Origin of the sequence: Rhodococcus sp. PvR044, assembly GCF_040548995.1 — a bacterium.
Classification (GTDB): Bacteria; Actinomycetota; Actinomycetes; order Mycobacteriales; family Mycobacteriaceae; genus Rhodococcus_G; species Rhodococcus_G oryzae.
In genome coordinates, this window is record NZ_JBEPSX010000001.1 from 602848 (window position 1) to 627525 (window position 24678).

Genomic DNA, 24678 nt, shown 5'->3' on the forward strand with positions numbered 1-24678 from the left:
TCGGACTCCGGACAACGCCGGTAGGGGAATCGTCGTTAGCCGCCTTGTGGCACGTTGACCTGCATCGATTCGATGTCGAATCGATCCGGGGGCTCCCTTGTAATTTGTCGGACAATTGGACCATTCGCATGCGCGATGCCCGCGGTGTCTCGTAGTCTCCCGCACAGACACGCGCCGATCCGCGTGCGTAATTCGCGTGCCCAGCACTCGCCATCGGCACTGAAGGACCCCGCCGCAAACCACACATTGCCCACGCATCGCCCCATCAACTGGACACTTGCCTAATCGCCGAGTCTCTTCGGGCTTAGCAATCATCTCGAGAGGTTCTACCCGTGGTTCCTGCACGCGACGCTGTCCGTGAGTCCGATCCCCGCCACTCGCATCCGCAGCTGGATGCGGACCGCAGTGCCGAAGCGTTCCCGCTGTCGGCTGCGCAGCGCGGGATCTGGTTCGCGCAGCACCTGCTGCCGGATGTGCCGATCACGATCGCCCAGTGTGTCGAGGTGGTCGGTGACCTCGACGTCGAGACCCTGCGGGCCGCGGGGGCCCTTGGTTCGCGGGAGATGGGCACCGGCATGCTGCGGATCGTCGAACACGAGGGTGATCCCGCCCAGGTCGTCGACGCGACGCTCAACGACCAGATGAAGGTCATCGACCTGCGGTCCGCGGCCGATCCGGCCCAGGCGGCCGAGGACTGGATGCGTGCCGAGTACAGCGCTCCGATCGACCTGCTCACGGACCGGTTGATCGAATCCGCCGTCCTTCGGCTCGGGGACGACCACTACTACTGGTACGCCCGCATCCACCACATCGTGCTCGACGGATTCGGCGCGATGACGTACATGAACCGCGTGGCCGAGCTGTACACGGCGACCGCCGAGGGCAGGCCCGCCGCCGAGCTCACCGCCAGTCCCGTCCGTGAGATCTGCGAGGACGAGGCTCGCTACCGGGAGTCCACCCGGTTCGCCAAGGACCGCGAGTACTGGACAGAGCGGACCCGGGACCTGCCCGAGCCGATCAGCCTCGCCGCCAGCACCGCGGCGGTCGGCGCCTTCTCGCTGGTGGCCGGAGGGCCGATGGCCGCTGCGACCGAGGCGGCCATGGAGGGACAGGACTCCCAGTTCACCCCGACCGCCATCGCCGCGGTCGCGGCCTTCCTCTCCCGGCTGACCGGCGAGAGCGATGTCGCGCTGAGCCTGCCCGTGTCGGCACGGACGACCGCCCGGATGCGCCGATCCGGCGGCATGGTCTCCAACGTGATCCCGCTGCGGGTGCAGGTCGGCAACGAGACGACCGTCTCGGACCTCGTCTCCCAGGTGCAGTTGGAATTGACCGGGGCGCTGCGCCACCAGCGCTATCGCCACGAGGACATCCGGCGCGGACTCGGCTCGGGTGCGGGACAGCGTGGATTCTTCGGTCCCGCGATCAACATCATGATGTTCCACAGCGAGATCCGCCTTGGCACCCTGACCGGGCAGATGCGGGTCCTGACCACCGGGCCGGTCGAGGACCTGTCCGTCAACATCTATCCGAGCGTCGCCGGGAGCCGGCCCCACATCGACTTCGAGGCGAACCCGAACCTGTACACCGCCGAGGACCTGGATGGGCACCACGCGCGGTTCCTGGAGTACCTCACGCAGTTCGCCGCGGCCGATCGTGCCGCGCTGGTGTCCGATCTGGACGTGCTGCACGACGACGAGCGCGCGGAGTTGGTGCCGCTGCGTGGGCCCGCGGCCTCCGATGCCCGACTCCTGCCGGACCTGTTCGCGGACGGTGCGACGGCAAATCCGGACGGCCTCGCGATCGTCGCAGGCGAGGATCGGGTCAGCTACCGCGAACTCGATACCCGGTCCAACCAGCTCGCTCGGCTGCTGATCGACAGCGGCGTCGGCCCGGAGTCGTTCGTGGCCCTCTCCTTCGCCCGGTCGGTCGAGGCGCTGGTGGCCGTGTGGGCCGTGGCGAAGTCCGGTGCGGCCTTCCTGCCCATCGACCCGGAACTGCCCGTCGATCGCAAGTTGCACATGGTCACCGACTCCGGCGTCCTGGTCGGGCTCACCACGGCGGCGCAGCGGGGTGTGTTGCCGTCCTCGGTCGACTGGCTGATCACGGACGACGAGGAGACGACCGCCCGGTACTCGGTGCTGCCGACGGATCCCGTCACCGACGCGGACCGGCGACGTCCGCTGCGCACCGGAAACCCGGCGTTCGTCATCTACACCTCGGGATCGACGGGGCTGCCCAAGGGCGTGGTGGTCACCCACGCCGGTCTGGTCAACTTCGCGGCTGCGGCGCGCCAGGAGCTGGGGATCACCTCGGCCTCCCGGGTGCTGCGTTTCTCGTCCGCCAGCTTCGACGCCTCGGTCTTCGAGATGCTGCAGGCCTTCACCGCAGGCGCGACGATGGTGGTCGCCCCGCCCGAGGTGTACGGCGGCGAGGACCTCGTGGACCTGCTGCGATCGGAGCGGGTCACCCACATCATCTCGGCGCCGACCGTGCTCGGGTCGGTCGACCCGAAGGGTCTCGTCGACCTGCAGGCGGTGGTCGTGGGTGGCGACGTCTGCACCCCGGACCTGGTCGGGAAGTTCGCCGACGTCTGCAGGTTCACCAACAGCTATGGGCCGACCGAGACGACGATCGTCATCACGACCGGCCGCCCGCTCTCGGTGGACGATCGGATCACCATCGGTGCGCCGATCCAGGGTGCGAGCGCCCTTGTGCTCGATCGCCTGCTCCGCCCGGTGCCGGTGGGGGCCATTGGTGAGCTGTACCTGGCCGGCCCCGCGCTCGCCCGCGGATACCACGACCGGCGGGGGCTGACCTCCGACCGTTTCGTCGCGAATCCCTTCGCGGAGCCCGGTTCTCGGATGTACCGGACCGGCGACGAGGTCAGGTGGACTCCCGATCACGAGCTGATGTTCGTCGGACGCGCCGACCACCAGGTCAAGATCCGCGGATTCCGGATCGAGCTCGGCGAGATCGACGCCGCGTTGACGTCGCAGGACGGGATCGACTTCGCGGTCACCATCGCGCACGAGCGCAGCAACGGCGCGATCGCGCTGGTGTCCTACGTACGTCCCCGGACCGGTCACGCGGTGGATCCGGCCGCTGTCATCACCCGCGCCGGGGAGTTCCTGCCCGGTCACATGCTGCCGTCCGCGGTGATGGTGATCGACCACGTCCCGCTGACCACCGCCGGCAAACTGGATCGGCGCGCGTTGCCCATCCCCGTGTTCGGCACCGCCACGGCGGAGTACCGCGAACCGGTCACCGAGGCCGAGAAGCTGATCGCGGAGGTGGTCTCGGAGCTGCTCGGCGTCCAGCGCATCGGTGTCGACGAGTCCTTCTTCGCGGTCGGCGGCGACAGCATCATCGCCATCCAGCTCGTCGCGCGGGCCAAGGCACGTGGACTGCGGTTCTCGGCGCGGGACGTCTTCGAGCGCAAGACAATCGTCGAGATCGCGAAGATCGCAGTCCAGGCAGAGGGCGCGGAGAACACTGCGCTCGAGGAGCTCGCGGGCGGGGGCATCGGAGCGGTGCCGCTGACGCCGATCGTGCACTCGATGCTCGACCGCGGAGGACCGGGCACGTTCTTCCAGGCGATCGCCCTCACCCTGCCCGACGGCATCGACCACGCCTCGCTGACCGCCGCCGTCGCCGCGCTGACCGATCGTCACGACGCGCTGCGCGCGCGGTTCCTGCCCGACGGAGATGGCTGGGTCTTCGAGACCAGGGCCGACTCGCTCGACCCGGAACGGCTGCTGCGCACTGTCACCGTGACCCAGGCCGGCATGACCGAAGCCCTGCTCGAGGAGTGCGAGACGGCCGCGGGCCGACTCGACCCCGCCGGCGGAATCATGATCCAGTTCGTATGGCTGACAACGGAATCGGCGGACCGGCTCCTGATAGTCGCCCACCACCTCGTCGTCGACGGGGTGTCGTGGCGCACCATCGTCCCCGACCTCGCGCAGGCGTGGATGCAGGCTTCCGCTGGCGCCACGCCGGAACTCACGCCGATCGGGACCTCGCTGCGTAGGTGGGCCCACGGCGTCGCCGATTCCGCCGCCGCGAAGACGTTCGCCGGCGAAATGGACTACTGGACGGGTGTTCTCTCGGGTCCGGACCCGGCGCTCGGCACCAGGGACCTCGACCCGGATCTGGACACGGTGGAGACCGCGGGCCGGGTGCGGGTGGAGCTGACCACCGCCGTCACCGAATCCCTGCTGACCACCCTGCCTGCTGCCTTCCGGTGCGGAGTCAGCGAGGGGCTGATCTCCGCACTCGCCGTGGCGGTGTCGGCATGGCGCCGCGATCGCGGGCTCGAGTTGCCCTCGCTCCTGCTCAACCTCGAGGGTCACGGCCGCGAGGACGAGGCCGTCGCCGGTGCGGACCTGTCGAGGACGGTGGGTTGGTTCACCAGCCTGTTCCCGGTGCGATTGGACCTGACCGGGGTCGATCTCGCCGACGCCGTGGACGGGGGCACCGCGGCGGGCGCAGTGATGAAGGCCGTCAAGGAGCAACTACACGCGGTTCCGAATCGCGGTGTCGGATTCGGCGTGCTGCGGTACCTCGACGACGCGACCTCTCCGGTGCTCGCGTCGTTGCGCGTGCCTCAGGTCAGTTTCAACTATCTCGGACGCACCGGCGCGGCCCAGGTGCCCGAGTCGATGCGGGGTCTCGGGTGGATCCCGGACCCGGACGCACCGGACCTCAACGCCGCCAGCGGTTCCGATCTGACCGTCGGGGCGGTGGTGGACGTCAACGCGGTGGTCGACGACGGAGTCGACGGGCCGCGGCTCTCGGCGACCTTCGCCTTCCCGACCGGACTGCTGACCGCCGACGACGTCGCCGAGCTCGCCGGACTCTGGCAGCGTGCACTGGTGGGGCTTGCGGCGCGCGCCGAGCTGCCCGCCGCGGGCGGGTTCACGCCCTCGGACTTCCCGCTGGTCCGGGTGGGTCAGGCCGAGATCGAGCGGTGGGAGAGCCGGTACCCGCTGCTGTCCGACGTGTGGCCGCTCTCGCCGCTGCAGCGTGGCCTGCTCTTCCACGCCGAGCTGTCGGAGCAGACGGTGGACGTGTACACCGCGCAGCTGAGGCTCAACCTGGCGGGGGTCGTCGATTCGAGCAGGTTGCGTTCCGCCGCAACGGATCTGGTTCGGCGCCACGAGAATCTGCGTACCGCGTTCGGCTACGCGGAGGACGGTTCCGCCGTGCAGATCGTGGTCGAGCGCGTCGACCTGCCGTGGCGGGAGGTGGACGTCCGGGCGCTGCCCGAGCACGAGCGGGACGTGCGCCTGGAGAAGCTACTGGACGACGAGCGGACCGCTCGGTTCCCGATGGACAGCCCGCCGCTGCTACGGATCCTGTTGGTGCGCACGGCGCCCGAGCGGTACGTGCTCGCCATCACCAATCACCACATCCTGCTCGACGGTTGGTCGATGCCGCTGCTGGTGCGGGAACTGTTGATCTCCTATGCCGCGGGCGCCGACATCGCGGGCCTGGCCCGGCCGCGCTCCTATCGCGAGTACCTCGCCTGGCTGGCCGATTGTGACACCGCGGCCGCACACGCGGCCTGGGGTCGCGCACTCGACGGCGTCACCGAACCGACCCTGCTCGCGCCTGCCCGGCTGCCGGGGGAGCAGGGACCGCTGCCCGAGGAGTTGGTCGTCGATCTGCCCGCCGGGCTGGAGGACGGGATCGGCCGGATGGCCCGCGAGCTCGGGGTGACCGTGAACACGGTGATCCAGGCGGCGTGGGGGCTGCTGCTTGCCCGGCTGCTCTCCCGCGACGACGTCACCTTCGGCGCCACCGTATCCGGACGCCCGCCGCAGCTGGCAGGCGTCGAGTCCATGCTGGGCCTGTTCATCAACACCGTGCCCGTCCGCGTCCGCGTCGACCAGGACGAGTCGGTCTCGGACTTCCTGTCCCGGCTGCAGGCCGACCAGGCGGACCTGCTCGATCACCATCACGTCGGACTCGGTGACATCCAGGCTGCGGTCGGTCTGGGGGAGCTCTTCGACACCTTGACGGTGTTCGAGTCGTATCCGGTCGACAAGTCCGGATTCGACGAGAACACCGACATCGGCGGAATGCGGGTGCTCGACCTCGACGCACACGACGCGACGCACTTCCCGCTGACGCTGATGTCGATCCTCGACCCGCGGCTGCGACTGAACCTGCGGTACAGCCCGCAATCCTTTGATCGGGATGCCGTGACGCTGTTGGCTTCCCGGCTGATCCGCATCTTGGACACGATGGCGGCGCAGCCCGGTCTCGCGGTCGAGGAGATCGACATCCTCGCCCCGGGCGAGCGGGACCTCGTGGTCGCGGAGTGGAACGACACCGACCACCCAGTGGCCCCGGCCACCCTGGTCGACCTGTTCGCCGCGCAGGTCGCCTCGACCCCGGACGCGGTCGCGTTGGTGGCCGGGGACGAGTGCGTCTCGTACCGCGAATTCGACCGCCGGGTCAATCGACTGGCGCGGTACCTGCTCGCCGCCGGGGTGGGGCCGGAGTCGTTCGTCGCGGTGTCGATGCGACGGTCCGTCGACCTGATGGTGAGCATCTACGCGGTCCTCGCCGCGGGCGGCGCGTACGTGCCGATCGATCCCGACCAGCCCGCCGAGCGGACGGACTACGTGCTGTCCCAGGCCCGGCCGGTGCTGGTGCTGACCACCTCGGCCGACGCCGCCGCCATGCCCGACGCCGCGACGACGGTGGCGGTGGACACCATGGACCTGTCCGGCCAGGGCGATGCCCCGCTGCAGGAGTCCGAGCGGGCGCAGTTGCGCGGTCACAACACCGCCTACGTGATCTACACGTCCGGCTCGACCGGGCGGCCCAAGGGCGTCGCGGTCCCGCACGCCGGCATCGTGAACCGACTGCTGTGGATGCAGAGCAGGTACCCGCTCGGCGGCGACGACGCGGTGCTGCAGAAGACGCCGGTCACCTTCGACGTTTCGGTGTGGGAGCTGTTCTGGCCGTTGCAGACCGGCGCCCGCATGGTCATCGCGGAACCCGACGGCCACCGCGACCCGCGGTACCTCGAGGCGGTGATCCACGACCAGCGGATCACGACGCTGCACTTCGTGCCGTCGATGCTCGAACTGTTCCTCGCCGACGCCGACCTGTCCCGGTGTGAGTCCCTGCGCCACGTGTTCGCCAGCGGCGAGGCGCTCCCGCCCAGCGCGGTCGCCGAGTTCCACCGGCGCAGCCGGGCGCGGCTACACAACCTGTACGGCCCGACCGAGGCGTCGGTCGACGTCACCTTCCACGAGACGCACCGAGCGGAGCCGGTCGTCCCGATCGGCGCACCGGTGTGGAACACCCAGACCTACGTGCTGGACGCCAGGCTGCGTCCGCTCCCGGTCGGTGCCGCGGGAGAGCTCTACCTCGCGGGCGTCCAGCTGGCGCGCGGGTACGTCCAGAGGCCGGACCTGACGGCGGACCGTTTCGTGGCGGACCCCTTCGGCCGCCCGGGCGCGCGGATGTACCGGACCGGCGACCTGGCCCGGTGGAACTCTCAGGGTGAGTTGGAGTACCTGGGGCGCACCGACTTCCAGGTGAAGCTGCGCGGCCAACGCATCGAGCTGGGCGAGATCGAGTCGGCGCTCACGCGTGACGACTCGGTCGGCCAGGCCGCGGTGCTGCTGCGCGGCGGCGCCGGCGGCGAGTTCCTCGCCGGATACGTGGTGCCGGCGGCCGGCGCGGAGATCGACCGCGCGGCGTTGCTCGAGTCCGTCGGGCGCGACGTGCCGGCGTACATGGTGCCCTCGGTCCTCATCGTCCTCGACGCGTTTCCGCTGAACGCGAACGGCAAGCTCGATCGGAAGGCGCTGCCGGAACCCGAGTTCACGGGCGCAGAATTCGTCGCCCCCGCCACCGCCACCGAGATCGTGGTCGCGCGGATCAGTGCGGAGTTGCTCGGGAAGCCTCAGGTCGGCGCGTCCGACAACTTCTTCGACCTCGGCGGCAACTCGTTGCTCGCCACCCGTCTGCTCGCACGGCTCGACTCGGAGCTGGGTGTGCGGGTGAGCGTGCGGGATCTGTTCGAGTCGCCGACGGTCGGGGCACTGGCTGCCCGGCTCGACGACGCCAACGGCGCCGGCGTGCGGCCGCCCCTGGTGCCGGCGGTCCGTCCGGACCGGGTCCCGCTCTCGCCGGCGCAGTCCCGGATGTGGTTCCTCAACCAGTTCGACACCAGCTCCGGCGCCTACAACGTCGCCGTGGCACTGCGGCTGAGCGGCACCCTCGACGTCGCGGCGTTGCGGGACGCGGTCGCGGACGTGACGGGCCGGCACGAGTCCCTGCGCACCCGCTACCCCGACTCGGTCGACGGTCCAAGCCAGCAGATCCTGGCGGTCGGCGAGGTCGCGGTCGACCTGCCGGTCGCGGCGATGGCGCCGGCCGAGCTCGCGGACCGACTCCGCGAGGAGGTCGCGGGCGGCTTCGACGTCACCACCGAACTGCCGATCCGGCTGCGCCTGTTCCGGGTGGCCGGTGACGAGCACGTCCTGTCGATGGTCGTGCACCACATCAGCATCGACGGGTGGTCGATGCAGGCGTTGGCGCGTGATGTCATGTCCGCGTTCAGTGCTCGCGCGCACGGCACGGCGCCCGGATGGGAGCCGCTGCCGGTCCAGTACGCCGACTACGCGCTGTGGAAGCAGGAGATCCTCGGATCGGAGTCAGACCCGCAGTCGCTGGCCGCGCGGCAGCTCGGGTACTGGTCGCAGCAGTTGGCGGGTCTGCCGGACCTGCTGGCCCTGCCCCACGACCACCGGCGTCCGGCGACCCCGACCTACCGCGGCGCCGGAGTGCCGTTCAGCATCGACGCCGACGTCTACCACGGCGTCCGCGAGCTCGCCCGCCGCGCCAACGCGACGCCGTTCATGGTGCTGCACGCCGCGCTCGCGGTTCTGCTGGCCAGGCTGAGCGAGTCCACCGACATCGCGATCGGCACCCCGGTCGCCGGCCGCGGCGAGTCGGCGCTCGACGACGTCGTGGGCATGTTCGTCAACACGCTGGTGCTGCGCTCCGAGGTCGACGGCGCGCTGCCCTTCGACGAACTGCTCCGTGAGATCCGGGATGTCGACCTCGCCGCGTTCGGACAGGCGGACGTGCCGTTCGAGCGACTGGTCGAGGTGGTGGCCCCGGCCCGATCCACCGCGTACCACCCGCTGTTCCAGGTGGTGCTGGCGTTCGAGGACCTGCAGGTCGACGGTTTCGCCCTGCCCGGACTGCAGATCCACCGTGAACCCCTCGACTTCGGGGTCGCGAAGTTCGACCTGCAGCTGACGGTCGGCGAGCTGGTTGACGGGGAGGGCGCCGCAGCCGAGTTCGTCTATGCGAGTGACCTGTTCGACGAGGCCACCGTGCTCGAGTTCGCGGCGCGCTTCCTGCGGATCCTGGCCGCTGCGGTGGAACGGCCCGACGGAGCCGTCGGTGACGTCGAGATTCTCGACGAGTCCGAACGGACGGCGTTGCGATCGCTGGGCGGCGCGCCGTCGCGGTCCGAGCGGCCGGGGGTGACCCTGGCGGCGCTGCTGGCGGAGGCGGCGGACCGCAACCCGGGCGGGGACGCGATCGTGTTCGAGGGGACAGCTCTGTCCTACGCCGAGCTGGATGTGCGCTCGAATCGTCTCGCGCGTGAGCTGATCGGCATGGGCGCCGGGCCCGAGTCCTGCGTGGCCGTGGCCCTGGAACGGTCCGTCGAGTCCGTCACCGCGGTGTGGGCGGTGGCGAAGACGGGTGCCGCATTCCTGCCGGTGGATCCGACGTATCCGGCCGACCGGATCGAGCACATGCTCTCCGACTCCGGCGCGCGGGTCGGTGTGACCGTCGGGCAGAACCGGCCCGCGCTGGGAGACTCGGTGCACTGGTTGGTGCTCGACGACGCCAGTGCTGCGGCTCGGGTCGCGGACCGGAGCTCGGCGGCGGTCACCGGCGGCGAGCTGTCGGGCGTGGTGCGGCCGGAGAACCCGGCCTACGTGATCTACACGTCCGGGTCGACGGGTGTCCCGAAGGGCGTGGTGGTGAGCCACGCCGGTCTCGGTGCGTTCGTGGACGACCAGCGCGACCGGTACGGGGTGCGGACCGATTCGCGGACCCTGCACTTCGCGTCGCCGAGCTTCGACGCGTCGATCCTGGAACTGATGATGGCGGCGGGCGGCGCGGCCACGATGGTGGTGGCGCCGACGCACGTCTACGGCGGCGAAGCCCTCGCCGACCTGCTGCGCGAGCAGCGGGTGACACACGCGTTCGTGACCCCCGCGGCCTTGGCGACGGTCGATCCGGCCGGGCTCGAGCAGCTCGAGGTCGTCGTCGTCGGCGGTGACGCCTGCGAGGCCTCACTGGTCGAGCGGTGGGCGCCGGGCCGACGGATGTTCAACGCATACGGGCCGACCGAGTCGACGGTTGTCGCGGTGCACTCGGACCCGATGGTCGCGGGTCGGCCGGTGGTGCTTGGCGGTCCCGTCGTTGGCACCGACGTCGTGGTGCTCGACGCCCGGCTTCACCCGGTGCCGGTCGGCGTCGCGGGAGAGCTCTATCTGTCGGGAGCCGGGCTGGCACGCGGCTACCACGCGCGGCTGCCGCTGACCGCGGAGCGGTTCGTGGCCAACCCGTTCGGAGGCGCGGGGTCGCGGCTGTACCGGACCGGTGACCTGGTGCGGTGGTCTCGGGAGGGGACGCTCGAGTACCTCGGACGGACCGATGCCCAGGTGAAGATCCGTGGCCACCGGATCGAGTTGGGTGAGATCGACGCCGTGCTGTCCGCTCATCCGGACGTCGATTTCGCGGCGACGGTCGGGTTCGACGGCCCGGCCGGTGGCCGGTCGCTGGTCGCGTATGTGTTGCCGCGGGCAGGCGCCCCGGTGGAGACCTCCGCGTTGACGAGCTTCGTGCGCGATCGGTTGCCGGAGTACATGGTGCCGGCATCGGTGACGGTGCTCGAGGCGGTGCCGTTGACACCGGGTGGCAAGCTGGATCGGAAGGCATTGCCTGCGCCGGTGTTCGAGGTGCGCGAGTACCTGCCGCCGCGCACGGCCACCGAGCAGGTGGTGGCCGACATCTTCGCCGAGGTGCTCGGGAGCGAGCGGGTCGGCGCGGACGACGACTTCTTCGCGCTCGGCGGCAACTCGCTCAGCGCCACCCAGGTTGTCGCGCGGCTCAACGCCACCGCGGGCACCGGCCTGCGGGTTCGGGAGATCTTCGGTAGCTCGACCGTGGCAGGCCTCGCCGCCCTGGTGGACACACACGAGGCCGCGGACCGGATCCCGCTCGTGGCCGGGACCCGGCCGGACCGGATCCCGCTGTCGCTGGCACAGCAGCGGATGTGGTTCCTCAACCGATTCGACCCCACGTCCGCGGTCTACAACATCCCGCTGGCGATGCGCCTGACCGGCGAGTTGGACGCCGCCGCGCTCGCCGCCGCCGTGCACGACGTGATCGACCGGCACGAATCCCTCCGCACGGTGTTCCCGGATTCCGCTGACGGTCCGCAACAGCGGATCCTGCCGGCGACCGAGATGCCCGTCGACCTCAGTCCCGTCGACGTCGACGGCGAGGACGCGCTACGGACGGCGATCGTCGAGCTCGTCTCCGGTGGATTCGACGTCACCGCCGCCATCCCGCTGCGCGGCGGCCTCTTCCGCCTCGACGCAGGCGACTACGTGTTGGTGCTCGTGGTCCACCACATCAGCGCCGACGGATTCTCGACGCTGCCGCTGGCCCGCGACCTGGTCACCGCCTATGCGGCCCGGACCCGCGGCGAGTGCCCGGCCTGGGCGCCACTGGCGGTCCAGTACGCGGACTACGCGCTGTGGCAGCGTGAGGTACTCGGGTCCGAGGACCGCATGGACTCGCTGGCATCGGTCCAGCTCGCCTACTGGGCCGAGCGACTGGCAGGCGTGCCTGCCGTGCTCGACCTGCCCGCCGACCGACCCCGGCCTGCGGTCGCCTCCTATCGCGGTGCCCGCGTCGACTTCGTCGTCGACGCCGAGTTGACCGATCGTCTGCGTGGGCTCGCGCTCGAGCACCGCGTGACCCTGTTCATGGTCCTGCACGCGGCGCTCTCGCTCCAGCTCGCTCGGCTCAGCGGCTCCACCGACATCACCGTCGGCAGCCCGATCGCCGGCCGCGGCGAGGCGGCGCTGGACGACGTGGTCGGGATGTTCGTCAACACCCTGGTGCTGCGCACCGAGGTCGATCCGACCGCGACTTTCGCGGACCTGCTGGCCCAGACCCGCGGGGTCGACCTGGCCGCGTTCGGGCACGCAGACGTGCCGTTCGAACGCGTCGTCGAGGTCGCCAACCCGCCTCGCTCGCAGGCGTATTCGCCGTTGTTCCAGGTGGCGCTGTCGCTGCAGAGTCAGGGCGTCGGCTCGCTCGAGCTGCCGGACGTCCGCGTGACGATGCTCGACCAGGAGACCGACCTCGCGAAGACCGATCTCGAGTTGACCTTCCGCGAGAGCGAGGCGGGCATGTCGGGCTCGCTCATCTACGCGGCGGACCTGTTCGACGGCGGCACCGCCCAGCGGTTCGTCGACCGCTTGGTGCGGGTGCTGGGTGCGGTCTCGGCCGACCCGTCGGTCCTGGTCGGCGAGGCCGATCTGCTCGACCCTCGGGAGCGGTCGGTGCTCGCGGAGCGCGCGATCGCGGCGCCGCTGCCGGTGCGGCTGCTGCCGGAGATCCTCGGCTTCGGAGCGGCCGTCGACCCGGCGGCGGTCGCGCTGACCGCGAGCGGCACCGAGATGTCCTATGCGGAGTTGGACGGGTCGTCCAATCGTCTTGCCCGGCTTTTGATCTCGCGGGGTGTGGGGCCGGAGACGTTTGTGGCGTTGGCGTTCCCGCGGACGGTGGAGTCGGTGGTCGCGATGTGGGCGGTCGTCAAGACCGGGGCCGCGTTCGTGCCGGTGGATCCTGCGCTGCCGGACGCGCGGATCGAGCACATGTTGACCGATTCCGGTGCGGTGCTGGGGCTGACGATGACCCGGGTCCGTGATGGGCTGCCCGGCCTCGTCGAGTGGCTCGAGTTGGACGGCGAGGTGGCCGAGGGGCTGCCGGACGGCCCGGTCTCGGATCGGGACCGGACGGCGCAGGTGTCCGCGAACACCGCCGCGTACATGATCTACACGTCAGGGTCGACGGGCACGCCGAAGGGCGTGGTGGTGACCCACACCGGTCTCGCGACGTTCATGGCCGAGGCACGTCCGGAGCTGGCGATCACGGCCGCGTCGCGCGTGCTGCGACTGTCGTCGGCGAGCTTCGACGCGTCGCTGTTCGAGATGCTGTCCGCGTTCAGCACCGGCGCCACCATGGTGGTGGCGCCGCCGGAGGTCATGGGTGGCGACGAGCTCGCGGTGCTGTTGCGGGACGAGCGGGTGAGCCATCTGATGAGCGCGCCCGCGGCGTTGGGAACCATGCGCGGCGAGGACCTGCCGGATCTCGAGATGGTGGGTGTCGGCGGTGACGTGTGCCCGCCGGAGTTGGTGGAGCGGTTGGCGCCGGGGCGCCGGTTCTTCAACGGCTATGGTCCGACGGAGACCTCCATCGTCATCACCTTGACGGCGCCGCTGTCGGTGGACGACCGGATCACCATCGGTGCACCCATCGGGGGAGCGGGCGCCGCGGTGCTCGATGCGCGGCTGCGGCCGGTCCCTCTCGGGGTGGTGGGAGAGCTGTACCTGTCGGGTGCCGGGCTGGCGCGGGGTTACCACGGCAGTTCCGCGCTGACGGCGAGCCGGTTCTTGGCGAATCCGTTCGGCGCCCCTGGGAGTCGGATGTATGCGACTGGCGACCTGGTTCGCTGGACCGTAGACGGCCAACTGGACTTCGTGGGGCGTGCGGATTCGCAGGTCAAGCTCCGCGGGTTGCGGATCGAGCTCGGCGAGATCGAGGCGGCACTGGCCGGCTGCGACGGAGTGGCGCAGGCGGTCGTGATGGTGCACGAGGACCCGCACACCGGACAGCGGTTGCTCGGTTACGTGGTGGGTGAGGCGGATTCGGCGCTCGAACCGCAGGTGTTGCGCGATGGGCTGTCCGCTGTGCTGCCGACGTACATGGTGCCTGCGCAGGTGGTGGTGCTCGACGAGCTCCCGCGCACGGTGGTGGGCAAGTTGGACCGGAAGTCCTTGCCTGTGCCGGAGTTGGAGGTGCGGGCCTTCCGGGCGCCGTCGACGCCGATCGAGGGGATCGTGGCCGGGGTGTTCGCGGATGTGCTCGGCGTGGAGCGGGTCGGCGCAGACGACGACTTCTTCGAGTTGGGTGGCAACTCGCTGATCGCCACGCAGGTGGTTTCGCGGTTGGGTGCGGCGCTGGATGCCCGGGTTCCGGTACGCCTCCTGTTCGAGGCGTCGTCGGTGGCGGCACTGGCGGTGGCCGTCGAGCGGCACGCCGGTGCGGGCGGACGCACGGCGCTGGTCGCGGCTCCGCGCCCGGAGCGAATCCCGTTGTCGCTTGCGCAGCAACGAATGTGGTTCCTCAACCGGTTCGATCCGCAGTCGTCGGCGTACAACGTGCCGATCGCGCTGCGTCTGTCGGGCGAGTTGGACGTCGATGCGCTGCGGGCCGCGTTGGCTGACGTGCTCGAGCGGCACGAGTCCCTGCGGACAGTCTTCCCCGGCTCGGACGACGGCCCACGGCAGCGGATCCTGACCTCCTCCGAGGCCGGAATCGACATTGTCGGCCTCCCGCTCACCCCGGACACGCTGATCCCGGCACTGACCGAGGTGGCCTCGGCCGGATTCGACGTCACGACCGGCGCTCCGGTGCGGGCGCGGCTGTTCGAGCTCTCCGACGCCGAGCACGTTCTCGTCGTCGTCGTGCACCACATCGCGGCCGACGGGTTCTCCGTCGGGCCGCTGGCCCGCGACGTCATGGTCGCCTACGAGGCCCGCAGTCGCGGACAGGCACCGGGCTGGGCACCGCTGGCCGTGCAGTACGCGGACTTCGCTCTGTGGCAGCGTGAGGTCCTCGGCTCCGAAGACGATCCGACGTCCCTGATCGCCGGTCAGCTCACCCACTGGCGGGACGCGCTGGAGGGTCTGCCGGACCAGCTGAACCTCCCGGGTGACCGGCCTCGGCCGAGTGTCGCCTCGTACCGTGGTGCGCGGCATCGCTTCTCGCTCGATGCCGACCTGCAGCGCGGGCTGAACCGGGTGGCGCGGGAGAACCACGTCACGCTGTTCATGGTCGTGCACGCGGCCTTGGCGGTCCTGCTCTCGCGTCTGTCCGGTACGGACGACATCGCTGTCGGCACCCCGGTGGCGGGTCGCGGCGACGCGGCCCTCGACGACCTCGTCGGCATGTTCGTCAACACGCTGGTGTTGCGGACGGAGCTGGACCAGTCCGAGTCCCTCGCAGCGCTGCTCGTGCGCGCCCGGGAGTCGGATCTGCAGGCCTTCGGGCATGCCGATGTACCGTTCGAGCGGCTGGTCGAGGTGCTCAACCCGGCTCGCTCGCAGGCCCGTCACCCGTTGTTCCAGGTGATGCTGGTGTTCCAGAACTTCGCGGAGGCCTCGTTCGAGCTGCCGGGACTGACGATCTCGGGAGTCGACTACGACGCAGCGGCAGCGAAGGTCGACCTGCAGCTGACGATGTCTGAGGTTGACGCGGCGGGCGGGGGAATGCAGGCCGAGTTCGAGTACGCGACAGATCTTTTCGACGAGTCGACGGTCGCGTCGTTCGCCGAGATGCTTCAGCGGATCCTGTCCGCGATGGCGGCCGACATGTCCGTCGCCGTCGGCGACGTCAAGATTCTCGACGAGGTCGAGAGCGCCCGCGTGCTCGGGTGGTCGCGGGGCAGGCGCTCGGCGGTGTCGGTGACGTCTCCGGTGTCGCTGTTCGGTGACCGGGTGGACCGGTTCCCCGACGCGGTCGCGGTGGCGGCCGGTGACGAATCGGTGACCTACGCGGAGCTCGACACACGATCGACGGCGTTGTCGGCCGAACTGGTCCGGCTGGGTGTCGGCGTCGACGATGTGGTGGCGCTGGTGCTGCCGCGGTCGGTGGAGTGGGTCGTCGCGATGCTGGCGGCGTGGAAGGCCGGTGCGGCCTACGCGCCGATCGATCCGACGTACCCGGCGGATCGGATCGAGTCGATCCTCGACGACACCGGTGCGCGGTGCGTGGTGAGTGCGTCGGCCAGGGACCTGCCGATCCCGGTCGTCGCAATGGACGAGTTCGTAGGGGCCGGTGAGGTTTCCGCGCGTCCTGTCGACCGGTGGCGTGAGCCCGCGGCGGGGCTGCGGCTGGGCTACGTCATCTCGACATCCGGGTCGACGGGCAAGCCGAAGCCGACGCTGGTGCCGATGGCAGGCATTGAGAACACCCTGGCCTGGTACCGACGTGAACTGCCCGCCGTCGGTGGACTGTTGATCGCCTCCTCGCCGAGCTTCGACCTGACGCAGAAGAACGTGTGGGCGGCGCTGACGGAGGGGCGCGCGATCCATCTCGCCGCCGACGGCTTCGACGCGCGGGACATCCTGCGGATTGTCGAGGCCGGCGCCGCGGTCGGGTCGGGTGTCAGGGTGGCGAACATGTCGCCAAGCGCGTTCGAGGCGGTCGTCGACACCGACGCCGACGGGATCCTGTCCGCCCTTGAGGTGGTCTTCCTCGGTGGCGAGGCGATCCGGATCGGCAAGTTCGAGACGCTGATGAATTCCGGTCTGCGGGTGGTCAACAGCTACGGACCGACCGAGGCCTCGGACGTGGTCTCCGCGTTCGACGCGGCGGTCTCCGACGGCTCCGGCGTACCGATCGGATCCCCGATCGCGAACATCGACCTGTTCGTGCTGGACCGGCGGATGCAGCCGGTCCCGACCGGTGTGGAGGGCGAACTCTACGTCGGCGGCATCGGCGTGGGTCGCGGCTACGGTGGCCGGTTCGGGTTGACGGCGGACCGGTTCGTGGCCAACCCCTTCGGGGACAACGGTTCCCGGATGTACCGCACCGGTGACCTGGTGCGGTGGAACGGTGACGGCAACCTGGAGTACATCGGGCGGTCGGACTTCCAGGTGAAGTTGCGCGGTCAGAGGATCGAGCTCGGAGAGATCGAGGCCGCGCTGGTCGAACACGGCTCGGTCGGACAGGCTGTGGTCGTACTGCACCACGACCGACACCTCGGTGACCGGCTGGTGGGCTATGTGGTGGCGGTGCCGGGTGAGACCGTCTCGGCAGACGACCTGAGGTCGGCGCTGGCGACGCGGTTGCCCGCGTACATGGTGCCCTCGTCGGTGACGGTGCTCGATCGGATTCCGTTGAGTGCCAACGGCAAGGTGGATCGGACGGCGCTACCGGCCCCGGTGTTCGAGGTGCGGGCCTTCCGGGCGCCGTCGACGCCGATCGAGGAGATCGTGGCCGGGGTGTTCGCGGATGTGCTCGGCGTGGAGCGGGTCGGCGCAGACGACGACTTCTTCGAGTTGGGTGGCAACTCGCTGATCGCCACACAGGTGGTTTCGCGGCTGGGCGCGGAGTTGGATGCCCAGGTTCCGGTCCGCGTGCTCTTCGAGGCGTCGTCGGTAGCGGCCCTCGCCGTGGCCCTCGAACAGCACGCGGGCTCCGGTGGGCGCCCCGCGCTGGTGGCGGGCCCCCGGCCGGAGCGGATCCCGCTCTCGCCCGCGCAGTCCCGGATGTGGTTCATCAACCAGTTCGACACCGCCTCGCCTGCCTACAACATTCCGGTCGCGGTGCGGCTGTCGGGCGAGCTGGACGTCGCGGCCCTGCGGGCGGCCGTCGGTGACGTTGTCGAGCGGCACGAGTCGCTGCGGACGGTGTTCCCGAACTCGGCGGACGGCCCGTCCCAGGTGGTCGTCGGCATCGACGACGTCCGGTTGGAGCTGGACGAGGTGGCGGTGTCTGCGGACGGCTTGATGGCCGCGTTCACCGGTTTCGCGCTGCGGGGCTTCGACGTGTCTGCGGAGATCCCGTTGCGGGCAAGCCTGTTCCGCGTTTCGGAGACGGAGCATGTCTTCGCGTTCGTGGTGCACCACATCTCGTCCGACGGATTCTCGGCGGGGCCGTTGGCGCGGGATCTGATGGTGGCGTACCTGGCGCGGACCGAGGGTCAGGCCCCGACGTGGGCGCCCCTGACGGTGCAGTACGCGGACTTCGCGCTGTGGCAGCACGAGGTGCTCGGGTCGGAGGACGACCCGGAGTCGCCTGCGGCAGTCCAGCTCGGCTACTGGGTCGAGCAGCTGGCAGGGGTGCCCGCACTCCTGGAACTGCCGACGGACCGCCCGCGGCCGCCGGTGGCGTCGATGCGCGGCGCGCGTACCGACTTTACAATCGACGCGGAGCTGCTGGGGCAGCTGACGGAGCTGGCTCGGGAGCGTCAGTCCACGCTGTTCATGGTGCTGCACGCGGCACTGACGGTGCAGCTGGCCCGCCTGAGCGGGTCCACCGACATCACCATTGGCAGCCCGATCGCCGGTCGGGGTGATGCCGAGCTCGACGACGTGGTCGGCATGTTCGTCAACACCCTGGTGCTGCGCACGCAGGTCGACCCGACCCTGACCTTCGCCGAGTTGCTGGCGCGCACCCGCGCGGTGGACCTGGCCGCGTTCGGCAATGCCGACGTGCCGTTCGAGCGGGTCGTGGAGGTGGTGAACCCGCCTCGATCGCAGGCGCACCCGCCGCTGGCCCAGGTGGCCCTGTCGCTGCAGAACCAGGGGTTGGCCTCGTTCGAGCTGCCGGGCATCGAGGTGTCGCCGCTCGAGGCGGACGCCGCGGTCGCGAAGATGGACCTCGAGCTGACCTTCCGGGAGAGCGCGGACGGCCTGGCCGGTTCGCTCACCTACGCGGCGGACCTGTTCGACGAGTGCACGGCACGAGTCTTCGTCGAGCGCCTGGTGCGCTTGCTGGGATCGATCGTGGCCGAACCGGCCGTGGTGGTCGGCGAGCTGGACCTGCTCGACGAGGGCGAGCGGGCGACCCTGGCGCAGCGCGCGCTCGCACGACCGCTGCAGGCGCGACTGCTGCCGGAGATGCTCGCCGCCGGCGCGGCAGTGGACCCGCAGAAGGTCGCGCTGGCCGCGAGTGGCACCGAGATGACCTATGCGGAGCTCGATGCGACGTCGAACCGTATTGCGCGGCTGTTGATCTCGCGGGGTATCGGGCCGGAGACGTTCGTGGCGTTGGCGTTCCCGCGGTCGCTCGAGTCGGTGGTCGCGATGTGGGCGGTCGCCAAGAGCGGGGCCGCGTTCGTGCCGGTGGACCCGGCGCTGCCGCTCGCACGGATCGAGCACATCCTCACCGATTCCGCCGCGGTCCTGGGGCTGACGGTCGCCGGGGTCCGCGAGGATCTGCCGGGCACCACCGACTGGCTCGAGCTCGACGGCGCGACGGCCGACGGGCTCTCGTCCGCCCCGGTCACCGACCGCGACCGGACGGCGCCGCTGTCCGCGGGCAACGGCGCGTACATGATCTACACCTCGGGTTCCACCGGCCTGCCGAAGGGCGTGGTGGTCACCCACACCGGGCTGTCCGCATTCTCCGCGGACGCCCACCCGGAGATGGTCATCACCGCCAAGTCGCGGGTGCTGCGCCTGGCCTCGGCCAGCTTCGACGCCTCGATGTTCGAGATGCTGACCTCCTTCAGCGCAGGCGCCACGATGGTGGTGGCGCCGCCGGAGGTCGTCGGTGGTGACGAACTCGCGGGGCTGGTGCGCGAGCAGCGGGTCAGCCACCTGATGAGCGCGCCCGCCGCGATGGGGACCATGCGCGCCGAGGATCTGCCCGACCTGGAGATGGTGGGCGTCGGCGGCGACGTCTGCCCGCCGGAGCTGGTCGCGCGGCTGGCGCCGGGACGACGGTTCTTCAACGGTTACGGCCCGACCGAGACCACCATCGTCGTCACGCTGACGGGGGCGTTGGCCGCCGGTGACCCGATCACCATCGGCGCGCCGATCGGCGGCGTCGGTGCGGTGGTCCTCGACACTCGGCTGCGGCCGGTGCCGATCGGCGTGGTCGGTGAGCTCTATACCTCCGGCGCCGGGCTGGCGCGCGGCTACCACGACCGCGCCGAGCTCACCGCGGGCAAGTTCGTGGCCAACCCGTTCGGCGAGGCAGGTACGCGGATGTACGCGACCGGCGACCTGGTGCGCTGGACGTCCGACGGCGAGCTCGACTTCATGGGCCGCGCCGATTCGCAGGTCAAGCTTCGCGGTCTGCGGATCGAGCTCGGCGAGATCGAGTCCGCCCTCCTGGCCTGCGCCGGGGTGGCGCAGGCCGTGGTGACGGTGCACGAGGACCCGCACACCGGACAGCGTCTGCTCGGCTACGTCGTCGCCGACCAGGAGATCGCACTCGACCCGCAGGAACTGCGCACCCAGCTGTCGGGATCGATGCCGGCGTACATGGTGCCGGCCCAGTTGGTGGTCCTCGACGCGCTGCCGGTGACGGTCAACGGCAAGCTCGACCGAAAGGCGCTGCCGGTGCCTGCCTTCGAGGCCGTCGCATACCGGGCGCCGTCGACGCCGATCGAGGAGATCGTGGCGGGCGTGTTCGCCGATGTGCTCGGGGTCGAACGCGTCGGCGTCGACGACGACTTCTTCGCCCTCGGTGGCAACTCGCTGATCGCCACCCAGGTGATCTCGCGGTTGGGTGCTGCGCTGGACGCGCAGGTGCCGGTTCGAGTGCTCTTCGAGGCGTCGACGGTCGGCGCGCTCGCAGTTGCGGTGGAGCGTCACGCAGGCGAGGGCGGGCGCCCCGCGCTGGTTGCGGGTCCTCGGCCGGAACGTATCCCGCTGTCACATGCACAGCAGCGGATGTGGTTCTTCAACCAGTTCGACACCAGTTCGCCCGCGTTCAACATCCCCCTCGTGGTGCGCCTGAGCGGCGCGCTGGACACCGCGGCGCTGCGCGCGGCCATCGCCGACGTGGTGGAGCGTCACGAGGCGCTGCGCACGGTCTTCCCGGACTCGGCGGAGGGACCGCAGCAGGTGATCCTGCCCGCTGCCGACGTGGTGCCGCCGCTCGAGCCGGAGCGCATCGACGAGGATCAGATGTGGTCTCGGCTGATCGGGATCGTCGGCGGCGGGTTCGACGTCGCCGCGGCGGTCCCGTTGCGGGCCGGCCTGTTCCAGCTCGACGAGGACGAGTTCGTGCTCGCCATCGTCCTGCACCACATCTCCAGCGACGGTGGGTCCATGGCGCCCATGTCGAGGGACATACTCGTCGCCTACGAGGCGCGACGCATGGGCCTCGAGCCCGGTTGGGCGCCATTGGCGGTGCAGTACGCGGACTATGCACTGTGGCAGCGAGCGTTGCTCGGCGATCAGGACGATCCGAACAGCTTGTCCGCCAAGCAGATCGGCTACTGGACACAGCACCTCGATGGGGCTCCCGACCTGTTGGAGCTCCCGACCGATCGGCCGCGTCCCGCGGTCGCGTCGAACCGCGGCGGCTACGTCGACTTCGTGCTGTCGGCGGATCTCGCGGATCGGATCGACCGCATGGCGCGGGAACACAACTCGACCTTCTTCATGGTGGCCCACGCCGCACTCGCGGTGCTGTTGTCGAGGCTCTCCGGCAGCGACGACATCGTGATCGGAGTGCAGGTCGCCGGCCGAGGTGAGGAGGCCCTCGACGACCTGATCGGCATGTTCGGCAACACGTTGGTTCTGCGCAACCGGGTCGAGGCCGCGACCGCGTTCACCGACTTCCTGGACGAGGTCCGCGCGAACGACATCGACGGTTTCGCCCACGCCGACACCCAGGTCGAGCAGTTGATCGAGGTGCTCAACCCGAGGCGGTCGACCGCCTACTCGGCGCTGTTCCAGGTGCTGCTCGTGGTGCAGAACTTCGCCCGAGCGGAGGTCGCGCTGCCCGGGCTGACTGTCACCCCGCTCGACGCGGTACCCGACGGGGCGAAGCTGGACCTTCAGGTGACGCTGTCGACCGAGTTCGATCAGGAGGCGCGGCGCACCGGGATCCGGGGGGTGTTCAACTACGCGCGTGACCTCTTCGACGAGTCGACGGTGGTCGGCTTCACGGAGAAGTTCACCGCGATCCTCGAGGCGGTCACCAAGGACGCCACGGTGAGTGTCGACGCGATCGAACTGCGCAGCGACACGGAACGTTCCGAGATGGAACGCTGGAACGAGACCGATGTCGTCGTACCCGCACTCACGCTCGCCGATGCCTTCGAGGCACAGGTCGAACGCACGCCCGATGCCACCGCGCTGATCTTCGGCGAGCAGGAGCTGACCTACCGGGAGTTCGACCGCGAGGCGAACAGGCTGGCGCGCCACCTGGTCTCGATCGGTGTCGGGCCCGAGACGCTGGTCGGGCTCGGCATGTATCGCTCGGTCGACCTGATGGTGGCCATGTACGCCATCCTCAAGGCCGGCGGCGGCTACCTGCCCATCGATCCGGAGCATCCGGACGAGCGCACCGAGTATGTCGTGGCGACCGCGAATCCGGTTGTGGTGCTGTCGAGATCACAGGACGCCGGTGACCTGCCGGCCTCGGTCGACGTGATGGAGATCGACGGGCTCGACCTGTCCGGCTTCGCCGACACCGCGTTGACGGATGCGGATCGTCTCCGACCGTTGCGGCCGGCCAACGTCGCGTACGCGATGTTCACGTCGGGGTCCACCGGTCGACCGAAGGGCGTGACCGTCACACACGGTTCGGTGGTGAACCAGATCGCCTGGATGCAGGGCCAGTACCCACTGGGTCCGTCCGACACCGTGCTCCAGAAGGCCCCCGTCACCTTCGACGTGTCGGTGTGGGAGCTGTTCATGCCCCTGCAGGTGGGTGCCCGCACGGTGATCGCGAAGCCGGGCGGACATCGGGACCCCGAGTACCTGGTGGCCGTCGCGGAGGAACAGTCGGTCACGATCATGGAGTTCGTGCCGTCGATGCTCGACGTCTTCCTTGCCGATCCGCAGCTGCAGCTGCCTGCGTCGCTTCGCTACGTCCTGGCCGGTGGTGAGGAACTCCCGGCCGAGCTGGCTCGTCGCTTCGCGGCCCGGTCCATCGCTGTGCTCGACAACACCTACGGACCCACCGAGGTCACCGTGACCTCGACCGCGCATCGGATCGGGCCCGACGTCGGTGCGGTGGTGCCCATCGGTCGCGGGGTGTGGAACACCCGGGCGCATGTGCTCGACTCACGGCTGAGGCCGGTGCCGGTTGGCGTGCCGGGTGAGCTCTACCTGGCGGGCGCACAGCTGGCCCGCGGCTATCACGACCGGGCGGACCTGACCGCGGAACGGTTCGTCGCCGATCCGTGCGGTGGTCCCGGCGAGCGCCTGTACCGAACCGGCGACCTTGTCCGGTGGAACTCCGGCGGCGAGCTGGAATTCCTCGGCCGCACCGACTTCCAGGTGAAGCTGCGCGGTCTGCGGATCGAACTAGGCGAGATCGAGGCCGCGCTGGTGGCGGACCCGTCGGTGCGGGCGGCGGTGGTCGTCGTGCACTCGGGGACCTCGGGCCAGCAGCTGATCGGCTATGTGGTCGGCGAGGGTGAGATCGACACCGCGGCGCTTCGCCGGGGTCTGTCCGCGGCACTGCCGTCGTACATGATCCCGGAGACGATCATGGTGCTCGACGAGTTCCCGCTCAGCGCGAACGGCAAGCTGGAGCGTCGGGCGCTGCCGGTTCCGGAGATCGCGGCACGCGAGTACCGGGCCCCCGTGTCCGCCACGGAGCAGGCGGTCGCGGCGGTGTTCGCGGAGCTGCTCGGTGTGGAGCGAGTGGGGTTGGACGACAACTTCTTCGAGCTCGGTGGCAATTCGCTGATCGGCATGCGGGTGGTCGGGCGGCTGCGGACCGAACTCGAGACCGTGGTCCAGCTGCCGTGGCTGTTCTCCGATGCCACGCCGGAGGCGTTGGCCCGGCAGATCGAGCGTGGCGCCGACGATGTCGTCGGGCAGGCCTTCGACATGCTGTTCCCGATCCGCGCGGCGGGGTCGAAGCCGCCGGTGTTCTGCGTCCACCCGATCGTCGGGCTGGCGTGGTGCTACGTGGGAATGGCCCAGCACATCGATGCGGATCGTCCGATCTACGGCCTGCAGACCCCGGCGGCACAGGGCGACGGTGAGCTGCCCGGTTCGATCGAGGCCGTCGCCGAGCTCTACCTCCGCGAGATCCGTCGGGTGCAGCCCTCCGGCCCGTATCACCTGCTCGGGTGGTCCCTCGGTGGCACGATCAGCCATGCGATCGCGGTGCAACTGCAGGAACAGGGCGAGGTGGTGGAACTGCTGGCGATGCTCGACAGCTTCACCGCGGAGACCCTGCCGACCTCGCCGAACGGCTCGGTGACCATGGCCGAGGTCCTCAGCGGCATGGGAATGGATGGAGCCGGTGATCAGCTGGTCGCGGACGTCACCCTGCCCCAGGCGGTGGCCATGTTCGGTCAGCTGACCGGGCAGAGCGAGGAGCAGGCCGCCGAGGTCGTCGGGCGCCTGCTCGCGGCTGCCGAGCACAATGCGGGCCTCACCGCGTCGTACCGGCCCGGAGTGTTCGAGGGCGACCTGCTGTTCTTCACCGCTGCCGAGGACGACCCCACGGGTCGGTTCGCGGCCACCGGCTGGCAGTCGTACGTCAGTGGCGATGTCCAGAACCATCGCATCGCCAGCACCCACTGGGGAATGACGTCGCCAGCCGCACTGCGTGTCGTCGGACCCGTCCTGAAGGAGCACACCGGCGGGAACCGGGTCCGGTAGGGACGGGCCT

Annotated in this window: 1 protein-coding gene; it reads left to right on the forward strand. The window is 70.1% G+C overall.

Annotation, left to right across the window (positions count from 1 at the left end; genetic code table 11):
* Positions 1 to 332: 332 nt before the first annotated feature.
* Positions 333 to 24668: a non-ribosomal peptide synthase/polyketide synthase gene (locus ABIC28_RS02665; RefSeq protein ID WP_354577399.1), complete on the forward strand. Its 24336-nt coding sequence runs from the start codon at positions 333 to 335 to the stop codon at positions 24666 to 24668.
* Positions 24669 to 24678: the final 10 nt, after the last annotated feature.